17 protein-coding genes are annotated in these 18,138 nt (G+C 62.9%); 9 read left to right on the forward strand and 8 right to left on the reverse strand.

All coding sequences use genetic code 11. From position 1 onward, the window contains the following. Position 1 precedes the first annotated feature (1 nt). Entirely contained in the window at positions 2 to 1,162 is a 1,161-nt protein-coding gene (gene metB, locus ACT7DK_RS18575) for a cystathionine gamma-synthase (RefSeq protein ID WP_445401761.1), read from the reverse strand. A gap of 180 nt (positions 1,163 to 1,342) precedes the next feature. Between metB and metJ the strand changes: the two genes are divergently transcribed. Further along, the gene (gene metJ / locus ACT7DK_RS18580) at positions 1,343 to 1,672 is read left to right on the forward strand and encodes a met regulon transcriptional regulator MetJ (RefSeq protein WP_445402408.1); all 330 of its coding nucleotides are present in this window, start codon (positions 1,343 to 1,345) and stop codon (positions 1,670 to 1,672) included. 13 nt (positions 1,673 to 1,685) lie between these two features. Here metJ and cysQ read toward each other — a convergent pair whose 3' ends face one another. Both cysQ and nudE read right to left on the reverse strand, forming a co-directional pair. Then, positions 1,686 to 2,507 (reverse strand): 3'(2'),5'-bisphosphate nucleotidase CysQ, encoded by an 822-nt coding sequence (gene cysQ, locus ACT7DK_RS18585; RefSeq protein ID WP_445401763.1) that lies wholly within the window; start codon positions 2,505 to 2,507, stop codon positions 1,686 to 1,688. Positions 2,508 to 2,509: 2 nt separating this feature from the next. Further along, complete coding sequence (gene nudE, locus ACT7DK_RS18590; protein WP_445401765.1) at positions 2,510 to 3,067, reverse strand: ADP compounds hydrolase NudE; 558 nt, start codon at positions 3,065 to 3,067, stop codon at positions 2,510 to 2,512. A gap of 162 nt (positions 3,068 to 3,229) precedes the next feature. On the opposite strand from nudE, the gene hslR reads away from it, so the two are divergent. The 5 genes from hslR (at position 3,230) to ACT7DK_RS18615 (ending at position 7,623) form a co-directional block, all read left to right on the forward strand. Then, a complete protein-coding gene (gene hslR / locus ACT7DK_RS18595) occupies positions 3,230 to 3,622 on the forward strand; it encodes a ribosome-associated heat shock protein Hsp15 (protein ID WP_445401767.1) in 393 nt (130 codons plus the stop codon). Between the two features lie 20 nt (positions 3,623 to 3,642). Beyond that, positions 3,643 to 4,512, forward strand: coding sequence for an Hsp33 family molecular chaperone HslO (gene hslO, locus ACT7DK_RS18600; protein WP_445401769.1), 870 nt, complete (start codon positions 3,643 to 3,645; stop codon positions 4,510 to 4,512). A gap of 172 nt (positions 4,513 to 4,684) precedes the next feature. After that, the gene (gene pckA, locus ACT7DK_RS18605; RefSeq protein WP_445401771.1) at positions 4,685 to 6,298 is read left to right on the forward strand and encodes a phosphoenolpyruvate carboxykinase (ATP); all 1,614 of its coding nucleotides are present in this window, start codon (positions 4,685 to 4,687) and stop codon (positions 6,296 to 6,298) included. Positions 6,299 to 6,875: 577 nt separating this feature from the next. Then, a complete protein-coding gene (locus ACT7DK_RS18610; protein ID WP_445401773.1) occupies positions 6,876 to 7,361 on the forward strand; it encodes an Lrp/AsnC family transcriptional regulator in 486 nt (161 codons plus the stop codon). A 16-nt stretch (positions 7,362 to 7,377) separates the two neighbouring features. Then, positions 7,378 to 7,623, forward strand: a complete 246-nt coding sequence (locus ACT7DK_RS18615) for a Rho-binding antiterminator (protein WP_445401775.1) — start codon at positions 7,378 to 7,380, stop codon at positions 7,621 to 7,623. Positions 7,624 to 7,628: 5 nt separating this feature from the next. Here ACT7DK_RS18615 and ACT7DK_RS18620 read toward each other — a convergent pair whose 3' ends face one another. The 3 genes from ACT7DK_RS18620 to ACT7DK_RS18630 all read right to left on the reverse strand — a co-directional run bounded on the left by ACT7DK_RS18620 (position 7,629) and on the right by ACT7DK_RS18630 (position 11,592). Further along, the gene (locus ACT7DK_RS18620) at positions 7,629 to 8,414 is read right to left on the reverse strand and encodes a hypothetical protein (RefSeq protein ID WP_445401777.1); all 786 of its coding nucleotides are present in this window, start codon (positions 8,412 to 8,414) and stop codon (positions 7,629 to 7,631) included. 189 nt (positions 8,415 to 8,603) lie between these two features. After that, the gene (locus ACT7DK_RS18625) at positions 8,604 to 10,748 is read right to left on the reverse strand and encodes a methyl-accepting chemotaxis protein (protein WP_445401779.1); all 2,145 of its coding nucleotides are present in this window, start codon (positions 10,746 to 10,748) and stop codon (positions 8,604 to 8,606) included. A gap of 217 nt (positions 10,749 to 10,965) precedes the next feature. Further along, positions 10,966 to 11,592, reverse strand: a complete 627-nt coding sequence (locus tag ACT7DK_RS18630) for a DUF1826 domain-containing protein (RefSeq protein WP_445401781.1) — start codon at positions 11,590 to 11,592, stop codon at positions 10,966 to 10,968. A 97-nt stretch (positions 11,593 to 11,689) separates the two neighbouring features. Between ACT7DK_RS18630 and zigA the strand changes: the two genes are divergently transcribed. The 3 genes from zigA to greB all read left to right on the forward strand — a co-directional run bounded on the left by zigA (position 11,690) and on the right by greB (position 14,702). Continuing rightward, entirely contained in the window at positions 11,690 to 12,889 is a 1,200-nt protein-coding gene (zigA, locus tag ACT7DK_RS18635; RefSeq protein ID WP_445401783.1) for a zinc metallochaperone GTPase ZigA, read from the forward strand. 539 nt (positions 12,890 to 13,428) lie between these two features. Next, on the forward strand, positions 13,429 to 13,857 hold the full coding sequence (locus ACT7DK_RS18640; RefSeq protein ID WP_445401785.1) for a hypothetical protein: 429 nt from the start codon (positions 13,429 to 13,431) through the stop codon (positions 13,855 to 13,857). Between the two features lie 362 nt (positions 13,858 to 14,219). Beyond that, on the forward strand, positions 14,220 to 14,702 hold the full coding sequence (greB, locus tag ACT7DK_RS18645; RefSeq protein ID WP_106730254.1) for a transcription elongation factor GreB: 483 nt from the start codon (positions 14,220 to 14,222) through the stop codon (positions 14,700 to 14,702). A 211-nt stretch (positions 14,703 to 14,913) separates the two neighbouring features. Here the strand turns inward: greB and ACT7DK_RS18650 are convergent, their stop codons facing one another. Next, positions 14,914 to 16,548: a BCCT family transporter gene (locus ACT7DK_RS18650; protein WP_445401787.1), complete on the reverse strand. Its 1,635-nt coding sequence runs from the start codon at positions 16,546 to 16,548 to the stop codon at positions 14,914 to 14,916. A 91-nt stretch (positions 16,549 to 16,639) separates the two neighbouring features. Beyond that, entirely contained in the window at positions 16,640 to 18,049 is a 1,410-nt protein-coding gene (locus tag ACT7DK_RS18655; protein ID WP_445401789.1) for an aldehyde dehydrogenase family protein, read from the reverse strand. Positions 18,050 to 18,138: the final 89 nt, after the last annotated feature.

Below are 18,138 nucleotides of genomic sequence, written 5' to 3' on the forward strand. Positions count from 1 at the left end.
TTTACTTGGTTAACGCCTTGAATGCATTGTCTAAATCGTGAATGAGGTCGCGCACGTCCTCGATCCCCACCGACACCCGCAGCAGCTGGTTGCTGATGCCGGCGGCGGCGCGGGCTTCCTCGGTCATGGCCGCGTGGGTCATGGTCGCCGGGTGGGCGATCAGACTCTCCACCCCGCCCAGAGACTCGGCCAGGGAGAACAGCTGCAGCTGCTGCAGGAAGGCCTTCATGCCCGCCTCGTCCACGTCCAGCTCGAAGCTGAGCATGGCGCCGAAGCCGGACTGCTGGCGGGCGGCGACCTCGTGGCCGGGGTTGCCGGGCAGGCTGGGGTGATACACCGCCTTCACCTCGGGCCGGCCCTGCAGGTAGGCCACCAGGGCCGCGGCGTTCTCGCAGTGCTGGCGCATGCGCACGCCCAGGGTGCGCAGGCCGCGCAGGGTCAGGTAGCTGTCGAAGGGGGAGCCGGTCAGCCCCAGGCAGTTGGCCCACCAGCGCAGCTCCTCGGCCAGTTGGCCATCGGCGGCCACCACGGCCCCGCCCAGCACATCGGAATGGCCGTTGATGTACTTGGTGGTGGAGTGCACCACCAGATCCGCGCCCAGCGTCAGCGGCTGCTGCAGCGCCGGCGACAGGAAGGTGTTGTCCACCACCGAGAGGGCGCCGATGTCTTTCGCCGCGGCACAGAGGGCGGCGATGTCCACCACCCGCAGCAGCGGGTTGGACGGGGTTTCAATCCACAGTATCTTCGGCTTTTTGGCCAGGGCCTCGGCCAGGGCGGCGGAATCGTTCTGATCCACGTATTCCACCCGGAAGTTGCCCTTCCGCGCCAGGGCGTTGAACAGCCGGTGGCTGCCGCCGTAGCAGTCGTGGGGTGCCAGCAGCAGGTCGCCGGCCTGCAGCTGGGAGGTGATGATCAGGTTGATGGCGCCCATGCCGGTGGAGGTGACCGCCGCCCCCGCGCCGCCTTCCAGCTTGGTCAGGGCCTCGATCAGGGTCTGCCGGGTCGGGTTGCCGGAACGGGTGTAGTCGAACTGGCGCGGCTGGTTATAATCGGCAAACGAATAAGTGCTGGTGAGGTAGACCGGCGGTACCACGGCACCATGCTGGGTATCGGTGTCGATGCCGGTACGAACGGCGTAAGTCTGGGTCTGGTAGTCGGGCATGTCCTCTCCTTTGCACGCTGGCAGCCTGATGATCCGGAATTTCCAAGACGCGCACAGTAACCCAGCCGGAAAAAGCCGTCAAGCCTTCCGGACGTCCATAAGGCTTTGTGGTTGGATTGCCAATAAAAAATGTAGGGGTTACAATCCGTTCGGATTTTTAACCTCTTTTACGGGTGAATGATGAAGACTGAATGGAACGGCGACTATATCAGCCCTTACGCCGAGCACGGCAAGAAAAATGAACAGGTCAAGAAGATCACCGTTTCCATCCCGCTCAAGGTGCTGAAGATCCTCACCGACGAGCGCACCCGTCGCCAGGTCAACAACCTGCGCCACGCCACCAACAGCGAGCTGCTGTGCGAAGCCTTCCTGCACGCCTATACCGGCCAGCCCCTGCCCCAGGACGATGACCTGCGCAAGGACGTGCCCGACCAGATCCCCGCCCGGGCCCGGGAAATCATGGCCGAGCTGGGTATCGAAATCGAAGATTACGCCGTCGACGACGAATGAGCAGGCAGCGGCATCACCCCCTGCCGCCCGCCACCAGTATCTGCCTCCAGGGCAGCCCCTCGTCCCCCAGGGTGATGAAGTTGGGGTTGATCAGGCTGTCGCGCAGGTTATAGCTGAGCCGGTCCAGGTTCAGATCCAGGATCCTTCCCCCCGCCTCTTCCACTATGCACTGGGTCGCGCCCGTATCCCACTCGCCGGTGGGGCCGATGCGGATGTAGAGATCGGCCGCCCCTTCCGCCACCAGGCAGGACTTGAGCGAGCTCGAGCCCAGGGGCACCAGCCGGTAGTCGAGGCTGGTGCTCAGCCGGGAACGCACCCATTCCACGTCCTGCCGGCGGCTGATGGCGATGCACAGGCCGGTGAGCGGCGCCTGCCGGTCGTGATGGCGGGCGCGGATGCGCACCGTGTTGCCATCCGCCTCCTTGAAGGCACCATGTTGGTGCACCGCGTAGTACATCAGATCCTGCACCGGGGCATAGACCACCCCCAGCACCGGCCGGCCCTGTTCGACCAGCGCGATCATGGTGGAAAAGTCGCCGCTGCCGGCGATGAATTCCTGGGTGCCGTCAAGCGGATCCACCAGCCAGTAACGCGACCAGTCGCGGCGCTCGGCCAGCGGAATATCGCCCCCTTCCTCCGACAATACCGGAATGTCGGCCAGCCGGCGCAGGGCCTGGTCGAGGTAGGCATGCGCCGCCAGATCGGCGCTGGTGACCGGGCTGTCGTCCTCTTTGTGCTCAGCCTGGTAATGGCCGCTGTCGTACAGCGTCAGTATGCGGCGGCCCGCCTCACGGGCCGCCGCCTTGACGCCTGGCAACAAGGCAGTGATATCCATGGTTACTCCTCTTTATTGAGCCAGTCCTGCAGCAGGAACAGGCCGCAGATGCTGCGTGCCTCGCTGAAGTCGGGCCGGGCCATCAGTTCGCCCAGCCGGGCCAGCGGCCAGGGCACCACTTCCAGCGGCTCCGGCTCATCCCCCTCGCGCTGTTCGGGATACAAATCCCGTGCCAATAAGATATCCATGCGACTGCCAAAATAACCGGGCGCCAGGGTCACCTGCTTGAGGTGGCTCAGTTGCCGCGCCCCGTAGCCGATCTCCTCCATCAGTTCGCGGTTGCCCGCCTCCATGGCGTCTTCCCCCGGATCGATCAACCCCTTGGGAAAACCCAGCTCATAGCTGTGGGTGCCGGCGGAATACTCGCGGATCAACAACAGGGTCTCATCATCCAGCAGCGGCACCAGCATGACGGCGCCGCGACCGCTGCCGCGCATGCGCTCATAGACCCGCTCCACGCCGTTGCTGAACTTCAGATGGACCGATTCCACCTTGAACAGGCGGCTCTCCGCCACCAGTTCCGTATGCAGTATCTCTGGTTTCTGTTTGTCGTCCGCCATGCCTGTTCCGTCGTTATGTTCACCCACTATTCAGAGGTTATCGCAACTGGGGATAAACGTCTGCCCACAAGTTGCGGTAACCATGCTTTTGCCGCCCCTTTCTACTCCGGCGGTCGGGGCATCTGGTATAATCCGGCTTCGGTTTTCATGTGAGCGAGTGCAATGAACGGAGAAAAACTGTCCGTCCGGCTGGACAAGTGGTTGTGGGCCGCCCGCTTCTACAAGACCCGCAGCCTGGCCCGTGAGATGATCGATGGCGGCAAGGTGCACTACAACGGCCAGCGCACCAAGCCCAGCAAGGTGGTGGAAGTGGGCGCCGTTATCCGCCTGCGCCAGGGCCATGACGAGAAGGAAGTGGTGGTACTGGAGCTGTCCGAGCACCGGAGCAAGGCGGAGATCGCCCAGCGGTTGTACCGGGAAACCCCGGAAAGCCTCCGCCAGCGGGAACGAAACGCCGAGGCCCGCAAGCTCAACACCCAGTTCGCACCCAGCCCCGAGCGCCGGCCGGACAAGAAGGAAAGGCGCACCCTGCTTAAAATCAAACAAGGCGACTGAGCCAGCATACAGGATCCCTTATGACCAAGACCGATCAACTCCACCGTTATCTGTTCGACCACCACCAGGTGCGCGGCGAACTGGTGCAGCTGCAGCAGAGCTACCGCCAGATCCTGGCCGCCCAGGCCTACCCGGCCCCGGTGCAGCGCCTGCTGGGCGAACTGCTCACCGCCACCAGCCTGCTCACCGCCACCCTCAAGTTCGAAGGCCACATCACGGTGCAGCTGCAGGGCGACGGCCCGGTATCGCTTGCGGTGATCAACGGCGACCACCGGCAGCAGCTGCGCGGCGTGGCCCGCTGGGAAGGCCGGGTGCCCGACAGCGACCAGCTTGCCGACCTGGTCGGCAAGGGCTACCTGGCCATCACCATCACCCCCGACGAGGGCGAACGCTACCAGGGCATAGTGGAGCTGAGCGCCGACTCCCTCAGCAAGAGCCTGGAAAACTACTTCGCCCAGTCGGAGCAGCTGGCCACCCGCATCTGGCTGTTCACCGACCCCCGTGCCGGCCAGCAGCTCGCCGCCGGCCTGTTGCTGCAGGCCCTGCCCGCCGGCGACGCCGGACAGGAGAACGACTTCGCCCATCTCGAAACCCTCACCGACACCATCAAGGCGGAGGAGCTGCTGCACCTGGACGCCCACGAGGTGCTGTACCGGCTGTACAACCAGGAGGCGGTGCGGGTGTTCGATCCCCAGGACGTCAGCTTCCAGTGCACCTGCTCCCGGGAAAAATGCGAGCAGGCCTTGCTGCAGGTAGGCCGGGATGAAGCCTACGATATTGTGAAAGAACACGGCAAAATTGAAATGCACTGCGACTACTGCGGCCAGCACTATCGCTTCGATGGCGCTGATTTACAGACATTATTTAATAACCCGCCGACATTGCATTAACATTTCAAGATGGCAAAAAGGGGCATTTCGCCCCTTTTCGCTTAATTCGCCGCGCAAAATTGCAAATTTTGAAGCTGATCCCCTAAACTCCGCTTAATAACTGATATTCTCTTGTTCCAAAACAACACTAATAACAATGACTATCCAACCCCTCTGTACCCAGGAGATAACAATGACGTCCAAGGCGCAACAATTAGGCCTTTCCCAATACGGTATTACCGACGTAACCGAGATCCTTTACAACCCTTCCTACGACCAGTTGTTTGAAGAAGAAACCCGTGCAGATTTAGAAGGCTACGAAAAGGGCGTGGTTACCAATCTGGGCGCCGTTGCGGTGGACACCGGCATCTTTACCGGCCGCTCTCCGAAAGACAAATACATAGTGCGTGACGACGTCACCCGCGGCACCGTGTGGTGGGCCGATCAGGGCAAGAACGACAACAAGCCCATGAGCCCCGAAACCTGGGAGCAGCTCAAGGGCCTGGTCACCCGCCAGCTGTCCGGCAAACGGTTGTTCGTGGTGGACACCTTCTGCGGCGCCAACCCGGACACCCGCCTGTCCGTGCGCTTCGTCACCGAGGTGGCCTGGCAGGCCCACTTCGTGAAGAACATGTTCATCCGCCCCAGCGAGGAAGAGCTGCAAGGCTTCGAGCCCGACTTCGTGGTGATGAACGGCGCCAAGTGCACCAACCCCGACTGGCAAGCGCAGGGTCTGAACAGCGAAAACTTCGTGGCCTTCAACCTGACCGAGCGCATGCAGCTGATCGGCGGCACCTGGTACGGCGGCGAAATGAAGAAAGGCATGTTCTCCATGATGAACTACCTGCTGCCGCTCAAGGGCATCGCCTCCATGCACTGCTCCGCCAACGTGGGTCAGGACGGCGACGTGGCGATCTTCTTCGGCCTCTCCGGCACCGGCAAGACCACCCTGTCCACCGACCCCAACCGCCAGCTGATCGGTGACGACGAGCACGGCTGGGACGACGACGGCGTGTTCAACTTCGAGGGCGGCTGCTACGCCAAGACCATCAACCTGAGCCAGGAAAACGAGCCCGAGATCTACGCCGCCATCCGCCGCGACGCCCTGCTCGAGAACGTGACCGTGCTGGCCGACAACAGCGTCGATTTCAACGATGGCAGCAAAACCGAGAACACCCGGGTTTCCTACCCCATCCACCACATCGACAACATCGTCAAGCCGGTGTCCAAGGCCGGCCACGCCAAGAAGGTGATCTTCCTGACCGCCGACGCCTTCGGCGTGCTGCCGCCGGTGAGCAAGCTGACCCGTGACCAGGCCCAGTACCACTTCCTGTCCGGCTTCACCGCCAAGCTGGCCGGCACCGAGCGCGGCATCACCGAGCCCACCCCCACCTTCTCCAGCTGCTTCGGCGCGGCCTTCCTGAGCCTGCACCCGACCCAGTACGCCGAGGTGCTGGCCAAGCGCATGGACGCGGTGGGTGCCGAGGCCTACCTGGTGAACACCGGCTGGAACGGCACCGGCAAGCGGATCTCCATCAAGGCGACCCGTGCCATCATCAACGCCATCCTCGACGGCTCCATCGAGAACGCCGACTTCGTGACCCTGCCCTACTTCAACGTGGCCATCCCCACCGAGCTGCAGGGCGTGGAAGACGTCTCCATCCTGGATCCGCGCAACACCTACGCCGAGCCGGCCCACTGGGACGCCAAGGCCCTGGATCTGGCCCAGCGCTTCGTCAACAACTTCGAGAAGTTCACCGACACCGCCGAGGGCAAGGCCCTGGTGGCCGCCGGCCCGCAGCTGTAAGCGGAACCACGCGGCAAGTCATCAAGCCCCGGCCAGCGCCGGGGCTTCACGCTGCGGACAAAGCTGCGAATTTCTCTGTGGTCACTCCCGCGAAGGCGGGAGTCCAGTGCCGTATGTCGTGGATCTCCGCCTTCGCGGAGATGACGATGATGAAATGGCAGTGATAAAGGGAAAGCCCCGTCGACATAGCGGGTAATGAATTTTGTCACTCAAACTGAAGCCCCGGCCTGCGCCGGGGCTTTTTTGTGGCCGCACAAACGCAAAAAGAGCGCTCGGGGCGCTCTTTTAATGCCGGCATCGGCCGTGTCTTTGCTTCCGCTACACCCGGTGCTGGTGGCGCCGGTCCACACTACCCGCCCGATAAGGCCTGGTGTGCTCGGTGGGGCTGGCCGGGGGGATAAGCCCGGTTCGCGGCAGGGTCCGAGGGTGTCGGTCCGCCTGTCCCAGAAGATGGAACCATAGTAGCGCCAAAGCCGGGGTGAGTGGTTGCAAAGATAAAGTCATTTCCGCCCCTTAACGCAATAACTCTCCCCACCTATAATCCATTAAGAACAGTTATTGCCATAAGGACAGATTCTTGAGCAACCTCATCCAACTCGACCGCACCGACAGGCGCATCCTGGAGCTGATGCAGCGCCATGGCCGCATCAGCAACCTGGAGCTGGCCGAGCGGGTCGGCCTGTCGCCCTCGCCCTGCTCGCGCCGGGTCAAGGCACTGGAAGAAGCCGGCCTTATCCTCGATCACGTGACCCGGCTCAACGCCGCCAAACTGGGGCTGACCCTGCAGGCCTATATCCACATCTCCCTGGACCGGCACACCCCGGAGCGGTTCGAGGCCTTCGACGCGGCCATACTGGGCTTTCCCGAGGTGCTGGAGTGCGATCTGATCACCGGCACCGAGGCCGATTACCAGCTCAAGGTGATAGTGCGCGACATGGAGCACTACCAGCAGTTTTTGCTGGGCAAGCTGACCCGGCTGGAGGGAGTAACCGGGGTGCGCTCCAGCTTTGTGCTGCGGCGGATCAAGCAGGACACCGCCCTGCCCCTGGAGCACCTGGGCTGAACCGGAGGAGCACACCATGATGAGCTGCGATCAGCATGACTACCTCGAAATCGCCTGCCTGTACCGCTACCGGGTCCGGCTGACCCTGGCCTCGGGCGAGCGGCTGACGGGCATCGCCCTCGACACCCGCCGCGATGCACAGCGACAGGAGTGCCTGCTGCTGGGCACCGACGGGGCCGAGCAACTGGTGCGGCTGGCGGAACTGACCCGCATGGAGGCGCTTACCGACAACCCCCACTTCCGGTCGGTCGATTTCGACTGAAGGGCTCAGCCCCTGGCCGCCCCCTGCATGCGCAGCCGACCGCAGTCGTAATAGAGCAGGCCGTGCTGGCGGGCCATGGGCGCCAGCCGGCGGGCCATCTGCCGGCCCAGGCGCTGGCCGTTGCGGCTGGTGTAGTCGGCGTCGAACTGCATCGCCGGCGGCGCCGGCAGTTCCCTGGGCAGGGCGCGGGCCAGCGGCGGCGAGAGCACCTTGCACACCAGCTCGCTCACCACCCGGTTCACCGCCGAGCCCACACCGTAGCCCTGCCACTCCGGAAGCAGGTAGAGGCTGTTGAGGGTCATTTCCAGTGCCGGGGCCGGCCGCTCTTCGGGGATATCGGCGACGAAGGTCAGCACCCAGTTGCCCACCATCCGCGGTTGCTCGTGCTGGTGTTCCAGCAGCGCCACGTTGCAGCGATAGCGCATGCCGTAGTCGTGTATCTGCGGCGCCGCATCGGCGCGCTGGGGCCGGCTTTCGCCCCAGTACAGGGGCCGGGGGGCATAAATGTCCCGATGTTCGTCCAGCGCCCGGCGGCGAAAGTGCTCGAACAGCGGCCGGTGGCCGGGGTGATGCCAGTCCATCAGGTCGAGGGAGAGCCGGTCCAGCCATTCGGGCTGCAACCAGGGGTAGGCGGCGAACTCGTCGCGCAGCCGGGTATAGTCCAGCAGGTGATTGAGGGTCCAGTGTCCGCGCTTGAGATGGCTGGCTTCGCGCATGAAGTGCTTGCGGATCTGTTTGAACAGGGGATAACTGCGGGTGGCCACCCGCCGGCGTTCGGGGCAGACGGACATCAGGTAAACCACCCCTTTTCGCTGTATTCACCGGTACCGACGCACAGCAGCGGCCGGGCCGCCAGGCTGGGTCCGCCCTCGCGGGCGCAGTGGAGAGACTGCATGGGCTTTGCTTCCTTTTTCGACACAAAGCGAGCCATTGTAAGGCGGCGGCCGCGGATGTAAAGCCGCGGCGCGCGCCCGGCCGCCTCAGCCCCGGCTGACCTCAAAGCTGCCCACCAGCTGCTGCAGGCCGAAGGCGGTGCCCTTCACCTGTTCGGTGCTGCGCTGCAGCTCGCCGAAGGACGCATTCATTTCCTCGGTGAGCCCGGCGATCAGCGCCGTGGCCTGGCGGTTCTGCTCGCGGGTCTCGGCCATGTCCCGGATGGCGGTGAACATCTGCTCCACCTTCTGCTGCAGCCGCTGCTCCGCCTCGCCGCCCTGGTCCACCAGGCGCAGGCCCTGATCCACCTCGGCCACGCCGTTTTCCATCATGGCCACCGCCGCCCGGGTTTCCCCCTGCATACCTTCCACCTTGTGGCGGATGTCCTCCGCCGCCACCGCGGTGCGGGCCGCCAGGGCGCGCACCTCGTCGGCCACCACCGAAAAGCCCCGGCCGAACTCCCCGGCCCGGGCCGCTTCGATGGCGGCGTTGAGCGCCAGCAGCTCGGTCTGCTTGGTGATGTCGCTGATGGCGGAAACGATGTCGTCGATCTCCGTCGCCCGGCCGTCCAGGCTCCGCACCACCGCCGCCGAGCTGGACACCACCTCGCGGATGCGCTGGTTGCCGTCCCGGGCCGACAGCAGTTGCTGCTGGGTCCGCACCACCACCTGATCCATGGCCTGCTTCATCTCGCCGGCGGTGGCGCTGGCCAGATCCAGTTGCTGCTGCTGGCTGGCCAGGGCCGCCAGCATCTGCTCGATGGCGGAGGACAGGGTGCGGGAGTGGTCCTGGGTTTGCCGGTTGACCCGGAACAGCCCCTGGTTGCTCTGCTCCAGCCGCTCCGCCATGGCGATCACCGAGCCCATCATGCCGTCCAGGTTGTCGATAAAGCTGTTCATCCACATGCCCAGCTCGCCGGTTTCGTCCCGCCCCAGGCGCGACTTGTCCAGCCGCTGGCGCAGGTTGCCCTCGCCTTCGGCCAGGGTGCGCACCACCCCCGTCATCTCGTTCAGCCGGCGCGACAACCGCCTGGGCTCCAGCCGGGTAAAGCACCAGCCGGACAGCAGCAGCATCAGCAGGTTGCCCAGCAGCAAGGGGGCGAGCGCCAGCTCCAGCCCGGCCGCCGCCAGGTTGAAGGCCGGCACCGGCAGCACGCAGGCCTGGTAGCCGGCCTGCAGCTGCCAGCCCAGGGGGCGGCGGCTGAACACCTCGGCCAGATCCGCCTCGCACATCATGCCGAAACGATCCGGCGAGCCGGGCAGGGAGAAGGTGACGCCCTTGCCCACCACCGGGATATGGCGGTAGTCCGCATAGCCCGGGTAGCGCACAAAGCAGTTGTGGCCGCGTTCTATGGTGCTCTTTACGCCCGGATGCAGCTCGCCGGTGGCCGGATCGGTGAAGCGCAGCTCCAGCTCGGTATGGTGGCGGATGCGGATCTGGCCCCAGGGAGTGTTGATGCCCTCCTTCAGGTTTTCGCCGCCGCCGAAGGTGCTGTCCTCGAAGCGGGAGCGGGACAGGGCGGTGCCGGGGGCGATGCGCGAGTCGAAACGGGATTCGACCATAAACAGGTAGTTGTCGCCCGAATCGGGGTAGATGTGTCCCGCTTCGCGCTGGATCAGGTCACTCATCACGTCGTTCGGCACCCGGGCGCACAGCAGGCCGCGCAGCTCGTCCTTCACCCGCACCGGAAAGTAGAACATCAGGGTCATGGCGTCGTGAAAGCGCGAGCTGGAAGGGCCGAGCCGCAGGGTGACCGGATCCGCGTAGGGGCCGTGCAGAAAGGGCCTGGCCCCGGCTTCGGCCAGTACCTTGGCGTCGGTGTCGACCTGCCCCTCCCGTCCGGCCTGGCTGGAGGCCAGCACCCGCCCTTCGGCCGACAGCATGAACAACTCGGAGCAGTCGCCGTTTTCCCGGCACTGATCCCGCAGCAGGGCGCCGTTGGCGGCCGGCTGCCGCCAGTCCAGCCGCGGGCCCAGGGTTTCGAGAAAGTACCACTGCTGGCCTGCCCAGCGCTGGAGCAGGCTGACCCGGGTGGCGGCAAAGCCGTCGAACACCTGCTCCAGGCCGGCGATGCTGCGCCGGTTGAGCCAGCAGGCCCGCTTCATCCTGAGGCGCAGGGCCAGGCTCATGCGGGGGCCGCGACCGGCCATATGGGGGGAAACAAACTGACCGCTCATGGCTGCCGATTCCATGCAAACTCCTTGTTTTTAGTGCTTTTTCAACACCTTCAGCAAGAAGCGTTCCATGGCGTGGAAAAGACGGAGCTGCCCCGGTCGGACCATTTCCAAGCATTAAAGTTACCACCTTGGTGGTATTCGTGGTGCTTTATCCGGCGGCGCCACCACCGCCGCCCGGCAGCGCACCATAACAGAACACCAAAATAGTGCGCATGCACCCGTTTGGTTCGGTTCAGTCGGCAAAATCCATCGACAGGAACAGCCGCCGGTAGCCGGTGGGCACCGGCGGCGAACGGTGCCACAGGCCCCGGCCTTCTTCCCCTTCCCAGCCGTCGCCCTTCATCAGCGCCACCTCGCCCACCGCCAGTTGCTGCCACTGCTCCGGCTCCCGACCCCCTTGCGCCAGCAGCTGGTTGCGCTGCTCCTGGTTGAGCCAGTGGGTGCCCGGGCCGGAATAGGTGCACACCAGCCGGCAGGGCAGCCGGTCCACGTGGAAACGCGGGCACATGGCGGTTTGCAGGCTGGCCAGGCGCACGCCCACCCGGGGCAGATCGAACAGGCAGGCGAACATCTCCGCCAGTTGCTGCACGTCGGCGGCCAGGGCCTCCCGGCCGGGCAGATCCGGCAACTGCCCGGCCAGCTCCCCCGCTACCGCCTCGGCCGGCACCAGCTCGTGCACGCTGACCCGGCTGCCCGCCTGCAGCAGCCGCTGCACATAGTCGGCCACCCCGGCCGGCAGGGGCCGCTGCCACACCGCCAGGTTGCAGTCGGGCTCATAGATCCGGGTGAGGGTGGCGGGATCGCCGCCCTGCACACTGACGGGGGCGAAACAGGACGACAGCTGATCGGTAATGCTCATGACCGGGGCTCCTTGCTGATACAGGGGATAAACAAACTGTGTTATGTTATAACAACTGATTCATCATAAGCCATGGCAAGCAAGCGGAGCAAACACAATGTCCAGCCCTTCCCCCCTCCCCGTGACCGTGCTGTCCGGTTTTCTCGGCGCCGGCAAGACCACGGTGCTGAACCATATCCTCAACAACCGCCAGGGCCTGCGGGTGGCGGTGATCGTCAACGACATGAGCGAGGTGAACATCGACGCCGCCACCGTGCAGCAGCAGGTGAGCCTGCACCGGGGCGAGGACCGGCTGGTGGAAATGAGCAACGGCTGCATCTGCTGCACCCTGCGCGAGGATCTGCTGCTGGAGGTGCGCCGGCTGGCCGGCGAGGGCCGCTTCGACTGCCTGGTGATCGAATCCACCGGCATCTCGGAGCCGATGCCGGTGGCCGAAACCTTTACCTTCGAGGGCGAGGACGGCAGCCGCCTGCACGACATCGCCCGGCTCGACACCCTGGTGACGGTGGTGGACGCGGTCAACTTCCTGGCCGACTTCCAGGCCGCCCAGGCCCTGGCTGAGCGGGGCGAGAGCCTGGGCGAAGACGACGAGCGCAGCGTGACCGACCTGCTGATCGAGCAGGTGGAATTCTGCGACCTGCTGCTGGTGAGCAAGACCGACCTGGTGAGCCCGGCGCAACTGGCGGAGCTGACCGCCATCCTCGCCCGGCTCAACCCCGAAGCCGAGATCCTGCCCATCCGCCAGGGCCGGGTGAACCTGGACAAGGTGCTGGCCACCGGCCGCTTCGACTTCGAGCGCGCCGCCCGCGCCCCCGGCTGGCTGCAGGAGCTGCGCGGCGAGCACCGCCCGGAGACCGAGGAATACGGCATAGGCAGCTTCGTCTATCGCGCCCGCCGCCCCTTCCACCCCCAACGTTTCTTCGACTGTCTGCACCGGCCCCGGGACGAAGGAAGGCTGCTGCGCTCCAAGGGCTTTTTCTGGCTGGCCAGCCGCCCGGATTTTGCCGGCCAGTGGAACCAGGCCGGCGGCATCGCCTACCACGGCGGCGCCGGCCTGTTCTGGCAGGCGGTGCCCGAGGAAGACTGGCCCGAAGACGAAGAAAGCCGGGAGCATATCCTGGCCAGCTGGGCCGAGCCCTACGGCGATCGCCGCCAGGAGCTGGTGTTTATCGGCCAGGGCCTGGACCAGGCCGGGCTGTGCCGCGAGCTGGACGCCTGCCTGCTGACCGACGAGGAACTGCACCAGGGCCCCGCCGCCTGGCAACAACTGCCCGACCCCTTCCCGGCCTGGGAATAAAGGCGGCCCGGCAGCCCGGGCACGCCACTCCCGGGAGCGACCATCATTCCCGGGAACTGCCGCCACCCCCGAGCAGTTCCGCCTCTCCCGCCTACTTCCGTCTCTCCCGCGAAGGCGGGAGTCCAGGGGACGATAGCTCAGGCCTGAGCCACCTGATGGGCCCCCGCCTTCGCGGGGGCGACCACCCCGGATATTAGGATCAGTTATTTAATAACGGTCCGGTAAAAAAACTGAAATAAAGCTCACCCCATCACTCACTCCCATTATTCAAGTGGAAGCGAGACATGAGGCCCATGCCTACAAAATAGGTATGGACTATTTTGGAGCCCTTCGATAATCTTTTGCTTGCGCACGGGAAGAGTAATCGACGGAACGACAAGCATTCGAAACGGATACAAACAGGATGTAAACCGCACCCGCCTTTACTCATACACTCAAATTGATGTGCAAATCGGCTTCAGCAGCGGCCTGCCTTGACCTTTGGTTAAGGGCAGGAACACAAAGCCATATAACGACACACTCTCATTGGAATAACAAAAATGAAAGCAAAACCCTTATTGCTGGTAACCCTTGTCTCCTCGCTGGCGACGGGGTGTGCTTCCGGGTTAAACTCCATGCAAAAGCGGGAATATCAGGCCTTTAAGCAAAATAACGTCCTGGTAGAAGAGAAAAACCCAACCACCGGCGCCGTGCTGGGTATCCTTCCCGGCGGTGGCTCATTCTATGCCCGTGAACCCGGCCTGGGCATTGTCAACCTGCTGCTTTGGCCTGTATCTGTGTTGTGGGATCCTGTCAGCGGCTATGAAGGCGCCATGGAAATCAACTATGACATCACCAAGCAGAAACTCCAGAAAGATAAGGATCAGGAAGTTTCAAGGCTTGATGACAGGTTAGCCACTGGCCAAATCGATAATACCGAATACGTTCTTGCCAAGAGGCAGATAGAGCAAAAATATAGCTTTGAATAATCACACGGCATAAAATCCCATATTCAAACAGGTGCTGAATACAGACCATAGAGGTAGCGTCTTGTATCAGCACCTTGGCGATGCCACAACGCCGCTTTTCATCTCCGTCCATATGAATGCGCTACCGCACTCTTACCGATACCGGCCATAACAGATAAAAGTCGCCCTCTTTTATCACGCTACCGCCAAACTGCGGACACAGCCCCTATCTCACCCAGCAAAAAAATGCCCATCTCACAAGGAAGGACCAAGGCCGGCTCTGCCATACCGATACCTCCGCCAACTGAGCAGCCGGGGGCTTCCCTCTTCCGCTACGCTGGGACACAATAGCCGGCACCTTTCAGGCCACGGAACACCCGCCCATGAAAACCAACCTGATCACCCGTGCCGGCTGGCACAAGCTGGACGACGAGCTCAAGCACCTGTGGAAGGTGGAGCGGCCGGCGGTGACCCAGGCGGTGTCGGAAGCCGCCGCCCTGGGCGACCGCAGCGAAAACGCCGAATACATCTACGGCAAGAAGCGGCTGCGGGAAATCGACCGCCGCGTGCGCTACCTGATGAAGCGGCTGGAGGCGGTGAAGATCGTCGACCACGACCCGCGCCAGAACGGCAAGGTGTTTTTCGGCGCCTGGGTCGAGCTGGAAAACGAAGAAGGCGAAACGGTGCGCTACCGCATCGTCGGCCCCGACGAGATCGACACCAAAAACAACCACATCACCATCGACTCGCCCATGGCCCGGGCGCTGATCGGCAAGCAGGTGGACGACGAGGTGCGGGTAAACACCCCCTCGGGCGTCCGGGAGTGGTACATCAACCACATTCGATACAGCCCCTTCGAAGACTGATGGCCGCCCCGGCTCGACAGATAAATAACTGCTCCGAATGGTAGGCCACTACCGACAGCGACCGGGTTCCGCTAAGCAGAACCCGGTCGATGTTGCACTACCAGGATCAGTGAGTTATCGCCGCAACGCCCTTGCCCCGAAATGCAAAACCCCCGGCCATCGGCCGGGGGTGTCACCAGTCAGGCGGTGAACCGCTGAAAACAACCGGGCATCAGCCCGACACCGGTTTCCGGTATCCAAGCGGCTCGACCGCTTCCTCGCCTTGCTCCGCTGTTTCCACGGCCGGTACCCGGGCCCGATGATGGGCGATGCACTGCGGCCTCAGTTCGGCGGCAAAATCCTGGTATGCCCAGCGCAGCAGTGACACGGCCATGATGAACAGCACCGGTATCATCGGCAGCGCAACGAGCACCGTTGACGACTGCACCGCCTGCAAACCGCCCACCGACAGCAGGCCAATGCCAACCACCGCCAGCAGCAGGGTCCACAGGATACGGTTCCAGCGCGCCGGCTCCTGATACCCGGTGATGTCCTTGGTACAAATGGCCGCCAGCATGTAGGCCGAAGAGTCGACCGTCATCGCCAGGAACACAAAGCACAGCAGCGTAAAAATCGGCAGCACCAGCGCGGAGTTGGGCAGCGTCTGCAACACGGCCACCACCGTCGCCGGAATGCCTTCTTCGGCGAGAATGGCCTGCAGATTGAGCGTGCCGTTGGCGTCGATATCGATGGCGTAGCCACCCCAGATGGCAAAAAAGGCCCAGCATCCGACGCTTCCCCAGGTCACCCCGTGCAGTATCAGTTCCCGGATGGTCCGGCCACGCGATATCCGAGCCACAAACAGCCCCATCATGGGCGCATAGGCAATCCACCATGCCCAGTAGAACATGGTCCAGCCTTCGGGAAATCCGCCCTGCTCAATGGGATCGGTCCAGAAGTTCATACGGAAAAAATTATCCATGAACAGCCCGAGGCTGTTGGTCCAGAGCTTGAGCAAAAAGACGGTAGAGCCGGCCACCAGCACAAAGCCGAGCAACGCCAGGGCCAACACAGCATTGATATTGGAAAGGGCCTGTATCCCCTTGTTCAGGCCGTTGTAAACGCTCCAGGAGATCATCAGGATCCAGGCGGCCAGGATAAACATCTGCAACCCGAAAGAGTCCTCAAAGCCAAACATGGTCTGAAACAGCTTGGAGACCAATGGCACAGAAAGCCCCAGTGAGGTGCCGACACCGCCCACTATCGAAAATATCACGGTGACGTCGATGATCTTTCCGATGATACCGTCGACCCGATCGCCCAGCACGCCACGGCAGGCTTCACTCAGGCGCAGTACATTGACCCTGCGCACATAGAGCGCATAGCCTATCGGCAGCGCGGGCATCAGGTACAGGGCCCAGGGCACGATTCCCCAGTGAAACATCGGGTACATGGCGGCCCACTCAACCGCGGCAGGGGTACCCGACTGCACCCCGAGCGGAGGGGTCGTCATAAAGTAAAGCGGTTCAATAAAGGCCCAGTTACAAATGGATATGCCGATCCCGGCGCAAAAAAGCATCGCTATCCAGGACACCGTATTGAACTCGGGCTTATCTTCCGCCGCGCCCAGCTTGATTTTTCCCACCGGGCCGAAGGCGAGCCAGCACATGAAAAAGAAACTGCCGACCACGGACAGCAGATAAAGCCAGCCGAACTCGCCCGTCACCCAGTTCAGCATCGCCGCTACTATTTCCTTGCCTGCAACAGGGTTGATCACAAGGGGGACACTGGCGGCCAGAATGAGAATGGCGGCGGGCCAGAGAATGGCGGGATCGACCGCCATTTTATTATGTTGATGTTTGTTCATATGACATACCTATCAAATTATTCCCTGATGATATTGCCGGGCCAACCACCACGGCCAAGGGCCCGGCAACCTTCCCTCTCGGTTCAGAAAATCAAAAACCGCTGGTTTTAAAACACACCACCTTGGTCTCGGTCATTTCCTGAATAGAGAATTTCACGCCTTCCCTGCCAATACCCGAGTGTTTGACGCCACCGAAGGGCATGGCATCGATACGGTAATCCGAACTGTCATTAATCATCACCCCGCCAACCTCGAGGCGACGAATGGCAGAGAAGGCCTTGTTGATATCCTGGGTAAATACGCCGGCATGCAGCCCGAAGTTGACCCCATTGGCTTTGTCGATGGCCTCATCCAGGCTGTCGAACGGCTCAACCATGACCACGGGGCCGAAGATCTCCTCCCGGGCCAGGCGACAGTTGTCCGGCACCTTCTCGAGTATGGTCGGAAGGTAGAAGGCCCCGTTGCGCTCGCCGCCGCAGAGCAGGCGGGCGCCGTTGGCAAGGGCTTCGTTAACCCAGCTTTCCACCCGCTCGGCCTCGGACAGGCTGATCATGGGGCCGACATCGGTTTCTTCGCTCTGCTTGCTGCCGACCCGCAGGCTGCGGGTCCTGTCCACCAGGGTGTTGAGGAATTCGCCGTAGCGGGCGCGGTGCACATAAACACGCTGCACACCGAGGCAGTTCTGCCCGGCGGCCCAGAAGGCGCCGGAAACGATCGCCTCGACTGCAGGCCCGAGCTCCGCATCGTCGAGCACCAGCGCCGGAGAGCTGGCGCCCAGCTCCATGCTCATTTTCTTCAGCCCGGCTTTCTGCATCAGTGCCTTGCCGGAGCTCAGCCCGCCGGTAAATGAAATCATGCGCACATCGTCATGGGTGATCAGGTGATCCCCCATGTCTTCCGGAAAGCCGGGCAGCACCGACAGCACGCCGTCGGGCAAGCCCGCCTGGGCAAAGGCTTCGGCCAGCAGCAGGGCGCTCAGGGGAGTTGCCGGCGCCGGCTTCACGATAATGGCGTTACCACTGGCCACCGCGGGGCCTATCTTGTGCGCGACCAGGTTGAGCGGATCGTTAAAGGGCGTGATCGCCACGATGAGCCCCACCGGAAAGCGATAGTAATAACCGACGCGCCCCTCGCTGCCCGGCATTTGATCGAATGCAATGGTCTCGCCGTTGATGCGCCGCGCTTCTTCGGCGGAAAGCCTTAAGGTCTGTATGCAGCGGTTCACTTCCTTGGTGGCTTCCCGCCGGGTTTTACATCCCTCCGACACGATGGCGTCGATATAAACATGGCGGTTGTTTTCAACAACGTCCGCCGCGCCGTGCAATATTCTCATTCGCTCGTGCACCGGCATTGCCGCCGCCACTTCCGCGCCGGCCTTGCCGTTGCGGATGGCCGCAAGCACATGGGATTCCCGGGCGGAAGCAATTCTGGTAATCAGGCTGTTTTTCTCGGCATTGAACAGGTCGTAGGTGTTATCCACGCCGACCCATTGCCCGGACAAAAACAGTTTTCCTTCCATAGACTCTACAGATATTGACGTCATGGTCATTTTCCAATCACAAAGCGGGTAATGCCATTAAAAAGAGAATG

Source organism: Zobellella sp. An-6 (assembly GCF_052487945.1).